Here is a 14,064-nt window from a genome sequence, read left to right as displayed (position 1 = left end):
CGTGAGCGAGCCGGCCGCCGAGGGCGACTACCGGGTGCTGGGCACCGAGACCGTCTACGAGGGCCGGGTCATCACCCTGGTCCGCGACACCGTGGCGATGCCCGGCGGCGGCGACAGCGTGCGCGAGGTGGTCCGCCACCCCGGCGCGGTCGCCGTCGTCGCCCTGACCGACGACGGCGACGTCGTCCTGCTGCGGCAGTACCGGCACCCGGTGGGCGGCTACCTGTGGGAGCTGCCCGCCGGCCTGCGCGACGCGGAGGGCGAGGCGCCGCTGCTCACCGCCCAGCGCGAGCTCGCCGAGGAGGTGCGCATGGCCGCCGAGCGCTGGTCGCTGCTCACCACGACGTACAGCACGCCGGGCTTCTGCGACGAGCTCGTGCTCGTCTACCTCGCCGAGGGGCTCTCCGACGTCGACCGGCCCGAGGGGTTCACCGTCGAGCACGAGGAACTGGACATGACCGTCGAGACCGTGCCGCTGGCCGAGGCCGTGCAGCGGGTGTTCGACGGGTCGATCCGGAACTCGGCCGCCGTCGTCGGCCTGCTCGCCGCCGCCCAGCACCGCGCCGCGGGCACGCGGCTGCGCCCCGTCGACGCGACCTAGCGACCTGCATCCGCGCGCGAGATCTGCACACTGGCGCGCTTCGGCGGCCTGGAGGGCGCCACTGTGCAGATCTCGCGCGGACGGCGCAGGTCAGCCGATGACGACGGGGCTGGACCAGCCGATCTGCACGTACTCGGTGACGCCGGTGTCCTCGTCGAGGACGAGCTCCTCGAGCCAGAACACGTAGGGGACCCCGCCGGTCAGGCCGCCCAGGGCCGCGGTCACCTCGCCGCAGCCGGCGCGCTGGCCGACGGTCACCTGCGGCGGCGCGGGCTGCTCACCGGCCACCAGCTGCTGGCTGACCGCCGTCAACCGGTAGCCCCGGACGACGTCCCGGCCGTCGGCCTGCCAGCTCACCGTGGCCGACCCCGCGCCGGGCACCACACCCGGCGGGACCTGCCGGAGGCTGCCGTACCCGCCGCACCGGGCCGGTGGCGGGGTGGTCTGCAGCGGCTCGCCGTGGGGCACCAGCGGCGTGGGCAGCTCCACCTGCAGCCGGCGCGGCGCCGGGACGGCGAGCACCGGGGTGTCGACGACGGGGTCGGGCACGCCGGTCCAGGCCTCCGGCGACTCGACCACCGGGGCCGGCTCGGGACCGTCGGCGGTCCCCGCGTTGCGGAACGGCGCCCAGGAGGCGGTCACCTGCGCGGCGATCTCCGTCGCCGGCGCCGACAGCGTCACCAGCCCGACCGCCGTCGCGACCAGCACCCCACCGGCGATCCCGCCGGCCGAGGGGCCGGAGCGCCCCCGCCGCCGCGACCGCGCCCGGCTGCGTCCCGTCCGTCCCACGCCCACCTCCTGGCTCAGCGGGGACATCGGCACGCGGGGCGGGGACCTCAACCCGAGAGCGGGGGCGCGGTGGCACCCGGGCCGGGATCGGGCAGCCGCAGCCCCAGCCGGGCGGCCTCCAGCGCGGCCAGCGCGCGCACCGCGCCGGGGTCGCCGGCCCGCCAGGCGGCGCCGGTGCCCGGCGGCAGCGCCGCCAGCCGGGCCAGGGGAGCGGTGGCGACGGCGCGCGCCGCCAGCAGCTCGAGGTCGCCCGGGCCGCCCGACATCCGCGCCACCGCCGCGGCCTCCCGCACCCAGCGCAGCCGCCACGGCAGCCACCGCGCCAGCAGCCACCCGACCGGCAGCACCACCAGCACGACGGCGAGCACGGTGGCCAGCGTGCCGACGGCGTCCTGCGCGGACTGCCCGGCCCCGCTCACCGAGCCCGCGGCGTCCCCGAGCGCGTCGAACGGCGCCGACAGCTCGTCGCCGACCACGGGCACGTCCTCGGCCGCCGACGCCGCCGAGCCCATGCTGTCGGCCACCGACGTCCCGAGGTCCTCCACCGCGCGGCCGGGCTCGGCCAGCACGAGCACCGCCCCGTGCACCACCCGCGCGACCAGCACCCACAGCACCGCCCACGCGAGCACGCCGGCGTCGGCGAGGACCTGGCGCAGCCGGCGGTCGGGACGGGCGGCGTACAGGCGCATCAGGGACCTCCTCCGGGCGGGTGACCCCGGCCATCGTCGGGGCTGCGCGCGGTGGCGGCAGCGCGGGCGCTGGCTAGGCTCCGGCCGGAGCCGCCCCACCAAGGCGGCCGCAGCAGCACGACCCAGGAGCTGGCGCGGACCGACGACCTCGGCCCGGCCGCACGGACGGGAGCGATCGGATGCACGTCGGGGTGCCCCGAGAGGTCAAGAACAGGGAGTACCGGGTGGCGCTGACCCCGGCCGGGGTCACCGAGCTGACCCGGGCCGGTCACACGGTGCTCGTCGAGGCGGGCGCGGGGGAGGGGTCGTCCATCCCGGACGCCGACTTCACCGCGGCGGGCGCGCGGATCGTCGGCAGCGCCGACGACGTCTGGGCCGACGCCGACCTGCTGCTCAAGGTCAAGGAGCCGGTGGAGGAGGAGTACGGGCGGCTGCGCGCCGGGCAGACGCTGTTCACCTACCTGCACCTGGCCGCCTCGCGGGCCTGCACCGAGGCCCTGGTCGCCTCCGGCACCACCGCGATCGCCTACGAGACCGTGCAGACGGCGAACGGCGCGCTGCCGCTGCTGGCGCCGATGAGCGAGGTGGCCGGGCGGATGGCGCCGCAGGTCGGCGCGCACAGCCTGGAGCGGGCCCACGGCGGGCGCGGGGTGCTGCTCGGCGGGGTGTCGGGCGTCTACGCGGCCAAGGTCGTCGTCCTCGGCGCCGGGGTGTCGGGGATGAACGCCGCGGCGATCGCGCTGGGCATGCAGGCCGAGGTCGTCGTCCTCGACCGCGACATCGACAAGCTGCGCGCCGCCGACCGGATCTACCAGGGCCACCTGCAGACCGTCGCGTCCAACTCCTACGAGGTCGAGCGCGCCGTGCTCGACGCCGACCTGGTCATCGGCGCGGTGCTGGTGCCCGGGGCGAAGGCGCCCACCCTGGTCGGCAACGACCTGGTGAAGCGGATGAAGCCCGGCTCGGTGCTCGTCGACATCGCCGTCGACCAGGGCGGGTGCTTCGAGGACAGCCGGCCCACGACACACGACGAGCCGACCTTCCGCGTGCACGAGTCGGTGTTCTACTGCGTGGCGAACATGCCCGGCGCCGTCCCCAACACCTCCACGCACGCGCTCACCAACGTCACGCTGCCCTACGTCATGGCCCTGGCCGCCCAGGGCACGCGGGCCGCGGTGGGCGCCGACCCGGCCCTGGCCCACGGCGTCAACGTCGTGGCCGGCCACGTGGTGCTGCCGGAGGTGGCCGACGCGCACGGGATGGACGCCGTGCCGTGGGAGGAGGTCCTCACCTGACCGCGACCGCTGCGCCGCCCGACGTCGAGCGGGTGGTGACCGGCTACCTCGACCACCTCACCGTCGAGCGGGGCCTGGCCGCCAACACGATCTCCTCCTACCGCCGCGACCTGCGCCGCTACGCGCGGTTCCTCGCCGACGCCGGCGTGCGCGGGCTCGGGGAGGTGGCCGAGAGCGACGTCTCCGGCTTCCTGGCCGCGCTGCGCGCCGGGGACGACGAGCACCCGCCGCTGTCGGCGACGTCGGCGGCGCGCGCGGTGGTCGCCGTCCGCGGCCTGCACCGGTTCGCCCTGCTCGACGGGCTGGTGCCCGGCGACGTCGCCGCCGAGGTCCGCCCGCCGGCGCCGGCGCGGCGGCTGCCCAAGGCGATCCCGGTGGAGGCCGTGGTGGCCCTCATCGAGGCGGCGGGCTCGCTCGAGGGCCCGCGCGGGCTGCGCGACCGGGCGCTGCTGGAGGTCCTCTACGGCACCGGCGCGCGCATCTCCGAGGCCGTGGGCCTGGCCGTCGACGACCTCGACCGCGGGCAGTCGGTGGTGCGGCTGGCCGGCAAGGGCGGCAAGGAGCGGATCGTGCCGGTGGGCAGCTACGCCCTGCGCGCGGTCGAGGAGTACCTCGTCCGCGCTCGCCCGGCGCTGGCCACGGCCGGGCGGGGCGGCGTCCGGGGCGGGCGGCTGTTCCTCAACGCCCGCGGCGGGCCGCTGTCGCGGCAGAGCGCCTGGGCGATCCTGCGGACGGCGGCCGAGCGGGCCGGCGACGCCGCGCTGGCGCAGCACGTCTCCCCGCACACGCTGCGGCACTCCTTCGCCACCCACCTGCTCGACGGCGGCGCCGACGTCCGCGTGGTGCAGGAGCTGCTCGGCCACGCCTCGGTGACCACGACGCAGGTGTACACGCTGGTGACGGTCGACAGGCTGCGCGAGGTCTACGCCAGCAGCCACCCGCGCGCGCTGAGCTGACGACCGACCGGGCACTGCTCCGGCACAAGTTGCCCACGGCGGCGCGGTGGCCGCCCGGGGACAACGGCAACACTCGCCATCCCCGGCGTGTCCTCCCGCGCCATCCGGGTCGGCGTCCCTACCGTCGGTGACGACCCGAGCGGACAGGACGGCTGCCCGCGGCCGGCACCGCCGGCAGGGCACCGGAGGAAGGGCGACCCATGGCGATCCGAGGGGACGTGGCCGGACAGGCCCTCGTGCTCCCGGCCGAGGGCGGCACCGAGATGGGCGCCGCCGCCTCGAAGCTGGACCCCGCGCGCGCACGGCAGCGCCGGCTCCCGGAGCCGCCGCCCCTCGAGCGGCACGGCCCGGCGCAGGTCATCGCGATGTGCAACCAGAAGGGCGGCGTCGGCAAGACGACGTCGACGATCAACCTGGGCGCCGCGCTGGTGGAGTACGGCCGCCGCGTGCTGCTGGTCGACCTCGACCCGCAGGGCGCGCTGTCGGTCGGCCTGGGCGTGCCCGCCCAGCAGCTCGAGCGCACCGTCTACAACGCGCTCATGGAGCGGCACACCACACTGGCCGACGTCCGCGTGGGCACCGACGTGCCCGGCCTGGACCTGGTGCCGAGCAACATCGACCTGTCGGCCGCCGAGGTGCAGCTGGTCAGCGAGGTGGCCCGCGAGCAGACGCTGCTGCGGGCGCTGGACTCCGTCCGCGACGAGTACGACTACGTCCTCATCGACTGCCAGCCCTCGCTGGGCCTGCTGACGGTCAACGCGCTCACCGCCGCGCACGGCGTGGTCATCCCGCTGGAGTGCGAGTTCTTCTCGCTGCGCGGCGTGGCGCTGCTCGTCGACACGATCGACAAGGTCAAGGAGCGGCTCAACCCGTCGCTGGAGGTCTCCGGCATCCTCGCGACGATGTACGACTCCCGGACCGTGCACTGCCGGGAGGTGTTCAGCCGGGTGGTCGAGGCCTTCGGCGACACCGTGTTCCAGACGGTCATCCAGCGCACCGTCCGCTTCCCGGAGACCACCGTCGCCGGCCAGCCCATCACCACCTGGGCGCCGACCTCCTCGGGCGCGGCCGCCTACCGCGACCTGGCCAAGGAGGTGATCGCGCTGTGAGCGGGCGTCCGAGCTCACCCCCGTGCGGCGGACGTCGCGGAGCGCGTCCGACGAGCGCCGGCGAGGAGGTCGCGTGACGCGCCGTCCGGTGCTGCCCGGTGCCGACGAGCTGTTCCGGCGCACCGACACGCCCGCGGCGGAGGTCACCGAGCTGCCCGACCTGAGGTCGGCCACCACCTCCTCGGCGCTGCGGTCGGCCCACCGGCGGGTGGCCGCCGTGCCGGACGAGGAGCCGACTCCCGGCGGCGCCGGCCTGACGCTGGTCCCCGGCGGCGGGCAGGCCGACCCGCTGGCCGCCTACCGCGCGCCGGTCGCCCCGGCGCCGTCGGCCCCCGGTGCCCGCACCCGGGGCAAGGCCGCCCGCCCGGTCGGGGGCGCCCGCACACGGCACGACGAGAAGATCACCGTCTACATCTCCGCCGAGGAGCTGCTCGCGCTGGAGAGCGCCCGCCTGTCGCTGCGCGCCGAGCACGGCGTGGCCGCCGACCGCGGCCGGATCGTGCGCGAGGCGATCACCGTGCTGCTCGCCGACCTGGCCGACAACGGCGAGGACTCGGTGCTGGTCCGCCGCCTCCGCGGCTGAGGCCCGCCGTCCGCGCGCGAATGGCGGGATCTGTCGGGGGCCGGCCGTAGCCTTGCCCTCCGTGAACGGTGCAGCGCAGGCGGTGGCGCAGCGCCCGGGGGCCGACCCGGCGCGCTTCACCGTCCGGCTCACCAACTTCGAGGGCCCGTTCGACCTGCTGCTGCAGCTGATCGCCAAGCACCAGCTCGACGTCACCGAGATCGCCCTGTCGGTGGTCACCGACGAGTTCATCGCCCACCTGCGGGCGATGGGCGACGAGCTCGACCTCGACCAGGCCAGCGAGTTCCTCGTCGTCGCCTCCACCCTGCTCGACCTCAAGGCCGCCCGGCTGCTGCCGGCCGCCGAGATCGAGGACGAGGACGACCTCGAGCTGCTGGAGGCGCGCGACCTGCTCTTCGCCCGCCTGCTGCAGTACCGCGCCTACAAGCAGGCCGCCGCGTTCCTGCGCGAGCGCGAGGGCGGCGCCGTCGGCCGCTACGCCCGCGAGGTGCCGCTGGAGCCGCGCTTCGCCGGGCTGCTGCCCGAGGTGCTGCTGGGCGTCACGCCCGAGCGCTTCGCCGCCCTGGCCGCGCGGGCGCTGGCCCCGAAGGAGCCGCCGACGGTCGGCGTGGCGCACCTGCACACCCCGGCCGTGAGCGTCGCCGAGCAGCTGCTCGCCGTCCGCAGCGCGCTGCTCGGCTCGGGCACGCTCAGCTTCCGGGCGCTGACCGGGGACTGCTCGACGACGATGGAGGTCGTCGCCCGCTTCCTCGCCCTGCTCGAGCTCTACCGGCAGCAGCGCGTCACGTTCACCCAGTTGACGCCGCTCGGCGAGCTGCACGTGCGGTGGACCGGCCCGGCCGCCGTCCCGGCCGTGGCCGACCTCGGGGACGGCGGGCCCGGGGACGACGACCGGGAGGAGGCCTCGTGACGAGCCCGGACGACGAGCGGGGCCCCATCTCCTGGGAGACGCTGGCCGCCGAGCTGGCGGCCACCCGCGAGGAGACGGCCGGGCGCCCCGACGCCGACCCCGCCGTCTGGGACGCCGTCGCCGCGGAGCTGGCCGCCCGGGTGGCCGAGCGGCCGGCGGTGCCCGACGCCGAGCCCCCGCCGGTGCCCGCCGAACCCGGGCCGACGCCGACGCCCGGGCCGACCGCCGGGTCGACCGGGCCGGAGCCGCCGGCGCTGTTCGAGCTGCCGCCGGCGCCCGAGCCGGAGGAGCAGCTCGACCCCGGCGAGCTGCGCGGCGGGCTCGAGGCGCTGCTGTTCGTCGCCGACGGCCCGGTCGACGAGGCCACCCTCGCCGGGGCGCTGCGCTGCCCGCCGGCCCGCGTGCGGACGGCGCTGGGCGAGCTCGCGGCCGACTACGACACCCGCCGCGCCGGCATCACGCTGCGCCGGGTGGGGGAGGGGTGGCGGCTCTACACGCGGGAGGAGTTCGCCCCGGTGGTCGAGCGCCACCTGGCCGACGGGCAGCGCACCCGCCTGACCCAGGCCGCGCTGGAGACGCTCGCCGTCATCGCCTACCGCCAGCCGGTGACCCGCGCCCGGGTGTCGGCGATCCGCGGGGTCGGCGTCGACGGCGTCATGCGCACCCTGCTCGCCCGCGGCCTGGTGGCCGAGGTGGGCACCGACCCCGACAGCGGCGGCGGTCTGTACGGGACGACGCCGCTGTTCCTGGAGCGGCTGGGCCTGACCGGCCTCGACGAGCTCCCCCCGCTGGCGCCGCTGCTGCCCGACGCCGCCGCCGTCGCCGCCGAGCAGCTGCCGGAGGGCTGACCCGTCGCCGGTGCTCCTCCCGCACTGCGGGCACCGCAGGACCGGCACCGCACGAGCACCACCCGCACAGCCGCCGTCGGCGCCGTCCGCCGGTCCGCGCGGGGGTGGGAGACTGGTCGCGATGACCACCGCCCCGCACCCCGACGAGCTCCCCGGCACCCCGGCCGGCGAGGGCTGGTCGGAGGACATGGAGCTCGCCCCGGCCCACCCCGCCGACCGCGAGCCCGCCGCCGCACCCGAGGAGCGCCAGGGGGAACGGCTGCAGAAGGTGCTCGCCCGCGCCGGCGTCGGCTCCCGCCGCGTCTGCGAGGAGATGATCGACCGCGGCCGGATCAGCGTGAACGGCCGGACCGTCGTGGTGCAGGGCATGCGGGTCGACCCGGCCACCGACAAGATCGCCGTCGACGGGCGGCGGATCGAGCTGCGCGACGACCGCGTCACCTATGCGATCAACAAGCCCTCCGGCGTGCTCACCGCGATGAGCGACGACCGCGAGCGCCCCACGATCGGCGACATGGTCGGCGACCTCGCCCCCGGGCTGGTGCACGTCGGTCGGCTCGACCAGGACACCGAGGGCCTGCTGCTGGTGACCAACGACGGCGAACTGGCCCACCGCCTGGCCCACCCCTCCTACGGGGTCAAGAAGACCTACCTGGCGCAGGTGTCGGGCTCGGTGTCCCGCGAGGTGCACCGCCGGCTGCGTGCGGGCGTGGAGCTCGAGGACGGCCCGGTGAAGGTCGACTCCTTCTCCGTCGTCGACACCCACGCCGGGCAGTCGGTGGTCGAGGTGGTCCTGCACGAGGGCCGCAAGCACATCGTGCGCCGGCTGCTGGCGCACGTCGGTCTGCCGGTGTCGCGGCTGACCCGCACCGCGGTCGGCCCGGTGCAGCTGCAGCGGATGCGCAGCGGCTCGATCCGCCGGCTGACCCGCCAGGAGGTCGGCGCCCTCGAGGAGCTCGTCGGCCTGTAGGGGACGCCCCTTCCCCGTGATCACCGGCACCTGGCTGTCCTCGTCGGTGTGCCGGGCAGCCACCCGTCGATGATCACCAGGGCCGGCCGCGGTGTCCCGGCCGGAGAGCCTGGTGCGGTACCGGCTGCTGGCCGGCGAGCTGCCCGACCCCCGGCCGCAGCTCGGGATCCGGGACGGCCGGGGGCGGGTCGTCGCGCACGGCGACCTCGGCCACGAGCCGGAGCGCGTGCTGATCGAGTACGAGGGGCGCCAGCACGCCGGGTTCGAGCAGTTCGGCAGGGACGTCGACCGCTGCTCGCCGGTGGCCGCCGACGGCTGGCTGGTGCTGCGGTTCGCGGCGCGGCACGCGGAGTCGCCCACGGTGGTCGTCGAGCGCACCCGCCGGGCCCCGGTCAGCCGCGGCCGGCGCCCCGGCTCCCCGTGATCATCGGTGAACGGCGGCCCGACCCGCGGACGGTGACAGCCACCCGCCGATGATCACGTTAAGGGGGGCGCGGTGGTCAGTCGATCCAGCGGGCGGGGTCGGCCAGGACGCCGTCCAGCGCCCGCAGGGCCGCCCCCGTCGCCCCGGCGGCCGGGAGCGCGGAGGCCTCCCGCACGTCCATGCGGCGCCACCGCGCCGAGAGCACCCGCCGCCCCAGCAGGTGCTCGACCCGCGGGCGCAGCAGCCCGGTGAGCGCGCCCAGCTGCCCGCCGAGGACGACGGTGGGTAGGTCGAGCACGTTGAGGACCCCGGCGAGCGCCACGCCCAGCGCGTCGGCCGCCGCGGTCACGGCCCGCTCGGCGTCGGCGTCCCCCGCGGCCACGCGCGCGGCGAGCTCCGCCGGCGGGGCGTCGCGCGCCAGCCCGGCGGCGACCATGAGCGCGTGCCGCCCGGCGTACTGCTCCAGGCAGCCGGTCGAGCCGCAGCGGCAGGCCGGCCCGGCCGGGTCGACGCACACGTGGCCCACCTCGCCGGCCCACCCGGCGCTGCCGCCGACGACGTGTCCGTCGAGGACGGCGGCGCCGCCGATGCCGATCTGCCCGGACAGGTACAGGAAGTCCCGCAGGGGGCCCGGCCGCCCCGGCGCCGCCTCGGCGACCGTGCGGGCGGCCAGGTCGGCCTCGTTGCCGGGCAGCGGCGTGAGGCCGCCCGGCAGGTGCGTGGCCAGCAGGTCGGCGGCGGGGACGCCGGACCAGCCGAGGTTGGGTGCCTGCAGCAGCACGCCGCTCCCGGCGTCGACCAGGCCCGGCAGTGCCAGCCCGGCCCCGGCCAGCCGCACCCCTCCGGCCCCGGACACGACCTCGGTGGCCAGCGCGCCGAGCCGGGCCAGCGTCGGCTCGGGGTCGGCGCCGGCGAGGTCCCGTTCCTCCACGTGCTCGGCCACCACCCGGCCGCGCAGGTCCAGCACCCGGGCGGCGAGCAGCCCGGCGTCGACCTGCAGGCCCAGGGCGCCGGTGCGCGCGCTGGGCAGCAGCGGCGTGGCCGGCCGGCCGGGACCCGACGGGGTCGGCCGCGCGCCCTCGTCGAGCAGGCCGCCGGCGACCAGGTCGTCGACCAGCCGGGTGGCGGTCGCCCGCGTCGTCCCGGCCCGGGTGGCGACGTCGGCCCGCGACGGCGGTGTGTCCGCGGCGCAGACGGTCCGCAGCACGAGCGCCAGGTTGGTGCTGCGCAGCGTCGACTGGCGCGCGACGCTGGGCTGCGGCCGGGTCGTCGTCACCTCTTGAGACTAACCGGGTCCGGGGGTTATGTTCTACGGCAATACAAATCCGATGGAGGGATCCCCATGAGCGCGTTGCAGCCCACCCGCGACGACAAGTTCACCTTCGGCCTGTGGACGGTCGGCTGGCCGGCGCGCGACCCGTTCGGCGACGCCACCCGCCCTGCCCTGGACGTGGTCGAGTCGGTGCACAAGCTGGCCGAGCTGGGCGCCTACGGCGTGACCTTCCACGACGACGACGTCATCCCCTTCGGCAGCGACACCACCGCGCGGGACGAGCACGTCAAGCGCTTCCGCACGGCGCTGGACGAGACCGGCCTGGTCGTGCCGATGGTCACCACCAACCTGTTCACCCACCCGGTGTTCAAGGAGGGCGGCCTGACCGCCAACGACCGCGAGGTGCGCCGCTACGCGATGCGCAAGGTCATGCGGAACATGGACCTCGCCGCCGAGCTGGGCGCGCAGACCTACGTGCTGTGGGGCGGCCGCGAGGGCACCGAGGTCGACACCGCCAAGGACCTGATCGCGGCGCTCGACCGCTACGCCGAGGCGATCGACACCCTGGCCGCCTACTCTGAGGCCCGCGGCTACGGCCTGCGCTTCGCGCTGGAGCCCAAGCCCAACGAGCCCCGCGGCGACATCTTCCTGCCCACCGTCGGGCACGCCATCGCCTTCATCTCCAGGCTCGAGCACGCGCACCTCGTCGGCATCAACCCCGAGGTCGGCCACGAGCAGATGTCGAACCTGAACTTCACCCACGGCATCGCCGAGGCGATCTGGCTGGGCAAGCTCTTCCACATCGACCTCAACGGCCAGCACGGGCCCAAGTTCGACCAGGACCTGGTGTTCGGCCACGGCGACCTGCTGCAGGCCTTCAGCACCGTCGACCTGCTGGAGAACGGCGGCCCACAGGGCGGCCCGTCCTACGACGGCCCCCGGCACTTCGACTACAAGCCGCTGCGCACCGAGGACATGGACGGCGTGTGGCGCTCGGCCGCGGCGAACATGCGCACCTACCTGCTGCTCAAGGAGCGGGCCGCGGCCTTCCGCGCCGACCCCGAGGTGCAGGAGGCGCTCGCCGCCGCCCGCGTGCCCGAGCTGCGGCAGCCGACCCTGGCCGAGGGCGAGACCTTCGAGGACCTGCTGGCCGACCGCTCGGCGTTCGAGGACTTCGACGCCGACACCGTCGCCCGGCGCGGCGCCGGGGTCGTGCGCATCGACCAGCTCGCGCTCGAGCACCTGCTGGGCGCCCGCTGACATGACCCTGGTGGCCGGGGTCGACTCGTCGACCCAGTCGTGCAAGGTCGTGGTGCGGGACGCCGACAGCGGCGCCCTGGTCCGCGAGGGCCGGGCGCCGCACCCCGAGGGCACCGAGGTCGACCCGGCCGCCTGGGAGGCGGCGCTGGGGACGGCGATCGCCGAGGCCGGCGGTCTCGACGACGTCGCCGCGGTCGCCGTCGGCGGCCAGCAGCACGGGATGGTGTGCCTGGACGCCGACGGCGCGGTCGTCCGGCCGGCGCTGCTGTGGAACGACACCCGCTCCGCGCAGGCGGCGACCGACCTGACCGCCGAGCTCGGCGGTGGGCAGGCGTGGGCCGACGCGGTCGGGCTGGTCCCGGTCGCGTCGTTCACCGTCACCAAGCTGCGCTGGCTGGCCGAGCACGAGCCGGACAACGCCGACCGGACGGCGGCGGTCTGCCTGCCGCACGACTGGCTGACCTGGGTGCTGGCGGGCCGGCCCGGCCTCGACGCCCTGGTCACCGACCGCGGCGACGCCAGCGGCACCGGCTACTGGTCGCCGGCGGAGGAGGCCTACCGGCCCGACCTGCTGCGGCGGGCCTTCGGCCGCACCCCGGTGCTGCCGCGGGTGCTCGGCCCGGCCGAGCGGGCGGGGACGGCGACCACCGGCGCCGCGCTGGGCCCGGGCACCGGCGACAACGCCGCCGCCGCGCTGGGCATCAACGCCGAGCCCGGCGACGTCGTCCTGTCGATCGGCACCTCCGGGGTGGTCTCCACCGTCTCCACCACGCCCAGCGCCGACCCCTCGGGCACCGTCGCCGGGTTCGCCGACGCCACCGGCAACTTCCTGCCGCTGGTGGTCACCCTCAACGCCGCCCGCGTCCTCGACGCGACCGCGCGGCTGCTCGGCGTCGACCACGAGCAGCTGTCCCGGCTGGCGCTGTCCGCGCCGGCCGGGGCCGGCGGGCTGGTGCTGGTGCCCTACCTGGAGGGGGAGCGGACCCCGGACCGGCCCTGGTCCACCGGGGCGGTGCACGGCCTGACCCTGGGCACCGCCGACCCGGCGCACCTGGCGCGCGCCGCCGTCGAGGGGCTGCTGTGCGGGCTGGCCGACGGGCTGGAGGCGATCGCCGCCCAGGGCAACCCGGTGCGGCGGGTCCTCCTGGTCGGCGGCGGCGCCCGCTCCGAGGCCGTCCGCCGGCTCGCGCCGGCCGTCCTCGGCGTCCCCGTGCTGGTGCCGCCGCCGGGGGAGTACGTCGCCGACGGCGCGGCCCGGCAGGCCGCGTGGGTGCTCGCCGGCGGCGACACCGCGCCGGTGTGGCCGGCCACCAGCACCGAGACCTTCGAGGCCGACCCGGTGCCGTTCGTCCGCGAGCGCTACGCCGAGGTCCGCGACCTCACCGCCGGCCGCGCGCGGTGAGCGTGCTCCCGACGGGCGAGCAGCACGTCCTGCGCGCCGGGGACGCCGAGGCCGTGGTCGTCGAGGTCGGCGGCGGGCTGCGCAGCTACCGGGCCGGCGGCCGCGACGTCGTCGACGGGTACGGGCCCGGCGAGATGGCCGCCGACTGCCGCGGGCAGGTGCTCGCCCCCTGGCCCAACCGGCTGCGCGACGGCGTCTGGTCCTGGGACGGCGCCCGGCACGTCACGCCGGTGACCGAGCCCGAGCGCGGGACGGCGCTGCACGGCCTGGTCCGGTACGCCGCCTGGCGGGTGGCCGGCCGGGCGGAGGACGCCGTCGTCCTCGAGCACGTGCTGTTCCCGCAGCCGGGTTACCCGTTCGCCCTGCGGCTGCAGGTGGCCTACGCGCTGTCGGTCGGGGGGCTGCGGGTGACGACGACGGCGACCAACGAGGGCGACACCGACCTGCCCTACGGCGAGGGCCACCACCCCTACCTGGCCTCGCCGGGCGGACGCCTCGACGGCGACGAGCTCACCGTGCCGGCGGCCACCCGGATCACCCCGGACGAGCGGCTGTTGCCGCTGGGCACCGAGCCGGTCGAGGGGACGCCGTACGACCTGCGCGCCGGCCGGCGGATCGGCGGCCTGCGCCTCGACGACTGCCTCACCGACCTCGCGCGCGACGCCGACGGGGTGGCCGAGGTGCGGCTGGTGGGCCGCGACGGCCGTGGCGCCGCCGTCTGGCTGGACGCCTCCTACCGCTACCTGCAGCTGTTCAGCGGCGACGTCGTCGAGCCGGCGTCCCGCCGCCGGCAGGGGCTGGCCGTCGAGCCGATGACCTGCCCGCCGGACGCCTTCCGCTCCGGGGAGGCGGTCGTCCGGCTGGCGCCGGGGGAGTCGACGACGTCGACCTGGGGCATCCGCCCGCTCTGACCCGCCCCGAGGCGCCGCTCGTCGTGCCCGCGGCTGCCACGGGG

The 14,064-nt window shown here is 76.8% G+C and carries 15 protein-coding genes; 12 read left to right on the top strand and 3 right to left on the bottom strand.

Translation table 11 applies throughout. The annotated features are described in order from the left end of the window. Position 1: 1 nt before the first annotated feature. Complete coding sequence (locus tag ACU616_RS24420) at positions 2-601, top strand: NUDIX domain-containing protein (RefSeq protein ID WP_446760984.1); 600 nt, start codon at positions 2-4, stop codon at positions 599-601. Between the two features lie 90 nt (positions 602-691). Here the strand turns inward: ACU616_RS24420 and ACU616_RS24415 are convergent, their stop codons facing one another. Both ACU616_RS24415 and ACU616_RS24410 read right to left on the bottom strand, forming a co-directional pair. Further along, on the bottom strand, positions 692-1,390 hold the full coding sequence (locus ACU616_RS24415) for a hypothetical protein (RefSeq protein WP_446760983.1): 699 nt from the start codon (positions 1,388-1,390) through the stop codon (positions 692-694). Between the two features lie 47 nt (positions 1,391-1,437). Beyond that, complete coding sequence (locus tag ACU616_RS24410) at positions 1,438-2,079, bottom strand: hypothetical protein (RefSeq protein ID WP_446760982.1); 642 nt, start codon at positions 2,077-2,079, stop codon at positions 1,438-1,440. A 179-nt stretch (positions 2,080-2,258) separates the two neighbouring features. On the opposite strand from ACU616_RS24410, the gene ald reads away from it, so the two are divergent. The 8 genes from ald (at position 2,259) to ACU616_RS24370 (ending at position 9,174) form a co-directional block, all read left to right on the top strand. Continuing rightward, positions 2,259-3,374 carry an alanine dehydrogenase gene (ald, locus tag ACU616_RS24405; RefSeq protein ID WP_446760981.1) on the top strand — a complete coding sequence of 372 codons (1,116 nt, stop codon included), beginning with the start codon at positions 2,259-2,261 and terminating at the stop codon, positions 3,372-3,374. Further along, a complete protein-coding gene (locus ACU616_RS24400) occupies positions 3,353-4,330 on the top strand; it encodes a site-specific tyrosine recombinase XerD (RefSeq protein WP_446760980.1) in 978 nt (325 codons plus the stop codon). The genes ald and ACU616_RS24400 overlap by 22 nt, the downstream gene beginning before the upstream one ends. 200 nt (positions 4,331-4,530) lie before the next feature. Beyond that, positions 4,531-5,439, top strand: coding sequence for a ParA family protein (locus ACU616_RS24395; RefSeq protein WP_446760979.1), 909 nt, complete (start codon positions 4,531-4,533; stop codon positions 5,437-5,439). A gap of 73 nt (positions 5,440-5,512) precedes the next feature. Next, entirely contained in the window at positions 5,513-6,022 is a 510-nt protein-coding gene (locus ACU616_RS24390) for a hypothetical protein (protein WP_446760978.1), read from the top strand. 61 nt (positions 6,023-6,083) lie between these two features. Next, the gene (locus ACU616_RS24385) at positions 6,084-6,932 is read left to right on the top strand and encodes a segregation and condensation protein A (RefSeq protein WP_446760977.1); all 849 of its coding nucleotides are present in this window, start codon (positions 6,084-6,086) and stop codon (positions 6,930-6,932) included. Continuing rightward, positions 6,929-7,780, top strand: coding sequence for an SMC-Scp complex subunit ScpB (scpB, locus tag ACU616_RS24380; protein WP_446760976.1), 852 nt, complete (start codon positions 6,929-6,931; stop codon positions 7,778-7,780). Before ACU616_RS24385 ends, scpB begins: the two co-directional genes overlap by 4 nt. 121 nt (positions 7,781-7,901) lie before the next feature. After that, positions 7,902-8,750 carry a pseudouridine synthase gene (locus tag ACU616_RS24375; protein WP_446760975.1) on the top strand — a complete coding sequence of 283 codons (849 nt, stop codon included), beginning with the start codon at positions 7,902-7,904 and terminating at the stop codon, positions 8,748-8,750. Positions 8,751-8,862: 112 nt separating this feature from the next. Continuing rightward, positions 8,863-9,174, top strand: coding sequence for a DUF559 domain-containing protein (locus ACU616_RS24370; RefSeq protein ID WP_446760974.1), 312 nt, complete (start codon positions 8,863-8,865; stop codon positions 9,172-9,174). Between the two features lie 76 nt (positions 9,175-9,250). Here the strand turns inward: ACU616_RS24370 and ACU616_RS24365 are convergent, their stop codons facing one another. Continuing rightward, on the bottom strand, positions 9,251-10,450 hold the full coding sequence (locus tag ACU616_RS24365) for an ROK family protein (RefSeq protein ID WP_446760973.1): 1,200 nt from the start codon (positions 10,448-10,450) through the stop codon (positions 9,251-9,253). 66 nt (positions 10,451-10,516) lie between these two features. On the opposite strand from ACU616_RS24365, the gene xylA reads away from it, so the two are divergent. The 3 genes from xylA to ACU616_RS24350 are packed head-to-tail and all read left to right on the top strand — an operon-like array spanning position 10,517 to position 14,020. After that, the gene (xylA, locus tag ACU616_RS24360; protein ID WP_446760972.1) at positions 10,517-11,707 is read left to right on the top strand and encodes a xylose isomerase; all 1,191 of its coding nucleotides are present in this window, start codon (positions 10,517-10,519) and stop codon (positions 11,705-11,707) included. Between the two features lies 1 nt (position 11,708). Next, a complete protein-coding gene (xylB, locus tag ACU616_RS24355) occupies positions 11,709-13,109 on the top strand; it encodes a xylulokinase (RefSeq protein ID WP_446760971.1) in 1,401 nt (466 codons plus the stop codon). Then, entirely contained in the window at positions 13,106-14,020 is a 915-nt protein-coding gene (locus tag ACU616_RS24350) for an aldose 1-epimerase family protein (RefSeq protein WP_446760970.1), read from the top strand. The genes xylB and ACU616_RS24350 overlap by 4 nt, the downstream gene beginning before the upstream one ends. Positions 14,021-14,064: the final 44 nt, after the last annotated feature.

It is taken from the genome of Geodermatophilus sp. URMC 62 (assembly GCF_052931475.1).
The sequence above is the reverse complement of the archived record's forward strand: the minus strand, read 5'-3'. Positions and strand labels throughout refer to the sequence as shown.

Coding starts and splice junctions, on each gene's coding strand:
- xylB (WP_446760971.1), top strand. CDS start 11,709: ATGACCCTGGTGGCCGGGGTCGACTCGTCGACCCAGTCGTGCAAGGTC.
- ACU616_RS24395 (WP_446760979.1), top strand. CDS start 4,531: ATGGCGATCCGAGGGGACGTGGCCGGACAGGCCCTCGTGCTCCCGGCC.
- xylA (WP_446760972.1), top strand. CDS start 10,517: ATGAGCGCGTTGCAGCCCACCCGCGACGACAAGTTCACCTTCGGCCTG.
- ald (WP_446760981.1), top strand. CDS start 2,259: ATGCACGTCGGGGTGCCCCGAGAGGTCAAGAACAGGGAGTACCGGGTG.
- ACU616_RS24375 (WP_446760975.1), top strand. CDS start 7,902: ATGACCACCGCCCCGCACCCCGACGAGCTCCCCGGCACCCCGGCCGGC.
- ACU616_RS24410 (WP_446760982.1), bottom strand. CDS start 2,079: ATGCGCCTGTACGCCGCCCGTCCCGACCGCCGGCTGCGCCAGGTCCTC.